The sequence below is a fragment of the Streptomyces sp. NPDC057654 genome (assembly GCF_042800135.1).
Lineage (GTDB): Bacteria > Actinomycetota > Actinomycetes > Streptomycetales > Streptomycetaceae > Streptomyces.
Genome location: NZ_JBHVHQ010001250.1, coordinates 1 through 1801, shown reverse-complemented (window position 1 = coordinate 1801; position 1801 = coordinate 1). Strand labels below are relative to the sequence as shown.

The 1801-nt window shown below is 73.8% G+C and carries 3 protein-coding genes; 2 read left to right on the top strand and 1 reads right to left on the bottom strand.

Annotation, left to right across the window (positions count from 1 at the left end):
- A partial coding sequence (locus ACFU99_RS42530; RefSeq protein WP_384403849.1) for a GntR family transcriptional regulator occupies positions 1-439 on the bottom strand: 439 nt, incomplete at its 3' end.
- A gap of 36 nt (positions 440-475) precedes the next feature.
- Here ACFU99_RS42530 and ACFU99_RS42525 point away from each other — a divergent pair.
- Both ACFU99_RS42525 and ACFU99_RS42520 read left to right on the top strand, forming a co-directional pair.
- On the top strand, positions 476-1192 hold the full coding sequence (locus ACFU99_RS42525) for a pyridoxamine 5'-phosphate oxidase family protein (RefSeq protein ID WP_384403847.1): 717 nt from the start codon (positions 476-478) through the stop codon (positions 1190-1192).
- A gap of 42 nt (positions 1193-1234) precedes the next feature.
- On the top strand, positions 1235-1801 hold a 567-nt coding region (locus ACFU99_RS42520; RefSeq protein WP_384403844.1), incomplete at its 3' end, for an FMN-binding negative transcriptional regulator.

Genomic DNA, 1801 nt, shown 5'->3' with positions numbered 1-1801 from the left:
CGTCGAAGGCGGCGCGGGCGAGCCGCTCCAGCTCGGGGTCGACGCCGGGCGCGCCGTACAGGGTGGGGGCAGCGGCGGCGCGCGCGGCGGCAGCGGCGAGCGCCTCGCCGAGCGGGGGCAGCAGCGCCGGGTCCGGGTTGCCCGTCGAGACGTCGCGGACCCCTTCGGGGGCCTCCACGCGGATGAGGTCGCGCGGCGCGGTGGCGGGGCGGGAGCGGACCCGGCTCCCCCGCCGTCCCGCCGTCTCGATCACGCCGCGGTCGCGCAGCGCGCGGTAGGCGGCGGCGACGGTGTTGGGGTTGACCCCCAGTTCGGTCGCCAACTCCCGTACGGGCGGCAGCGTTTCGCCCGGGGCCAGCTGTCCGGCGCCGACCGCCCGTTCCACGCTCGCGGAGATCTCCGCTGCGCGACGGCCCTCGATCCGATATTCTCCTAGCACAAAGACCATTATGCACTAATACAATGGAGTCGCAGCATGGCCGCCACGCCGCAGCACGGAGAACCCCCGCAGGAGGAAGGTCACCGGCAGGAGGAAGCGAGCGCCGTGTACGCGCGCACGGACCGCACGGTCCCTTCCCGCGACCGTGAACGCGCCGCGTACGACCGGGAATCCGTGCACGCGATACTCGACGAGGGGTACGTCTGCCACCTCGGCTTCCTCCGCGACGGCGCGCCCGTGGTGCTGCCGACCCTGTACGGGCGGATCGGCGAGCGCCTGTACGTGCACGGTTCGACGGGCTCCCGCCCCCTGCGTACGGCCGGGCGCGCCGACGACGGCATGCCCGTGTGCCTGACCGTCACCCATGTCGACGGGCTCGTCCTGGCCCGCTCCGGCTTCCACCACTCCATCAACTACCGCTCCGTGGTGGTGCACGGCACCGCGCGGCCCGTGACCGGTGAGAAGGAGCGCCGCACGGCTCTCGACGCGATCGTCGACCAGGTGGTGCCGGGCCGGGCCGCCGACTGCCGGCCCGCCGACGCCAAGGAGCTGGCGGCCACCGCCGTGCTGAGCCTCGACCTCGCCGAGGTGTCGGCGAAGGTCCGCACCGGCGACCCCAACGACGAGCCCGAGGACCTCGCCCTGCCGTACTGGAGCGGCATCGTGCCCGTCGCCCCCGTCTACGGAGCGCCCCAGCCGTCAGGAGATCTGCGGCCCGGTATCCCGCTGCCCGGCTACCTCGTCAACTTCTGACGGCCCGACAACTCTCACGCTCCGCCCACAGGAGGCACGCACATGCTCATCCGTCCCTGGGACGCCGCGCTGGACGACGCCGAGTGGCAGAACTGGCTGGCCGGACACGACTTCGGCCAGCTCGCGGTCAACGGACTGCCCGGCGAACCCCCGCACGTACAGCCGATGCACTTCGCCTACGACCCGGACGTCGGCGCACACGGCGTGGCGCTGGCCCACCTCGCCCGCCCCAACCCCATCTGGCCCGCGCTCCGGGCCGATCCGCAGGTGCTGCTGAGCGTCGTCGACGACTACGCCTTCGTCCCCGGCCCCTGGCAGGCCCCCGAGGGCGCGCCGCCCGAGCATGGCACGCCCACCAGTCTCTACGCGGCCGTGCAACTGCGCTGCACCGCCCGCCTCGTGGACGATCCGCACGAGAAGGCCGAGCTGCTGGCGGCCCAGGTCGGCCACTTCCAGCCCGAGGGCGGCTCCGCGCCCGTGGCGGCCGGCGAGGAGCCGTACGGCCGGCTGCTCTCCGGCATCCGCGGGCTGCGGCTCGAAGTGACCGAGGTACGGGCCAAGTTCAAGTACGCGGGCCACAAGCCCGAGGCGGTGCGGCAGCGCATGGCC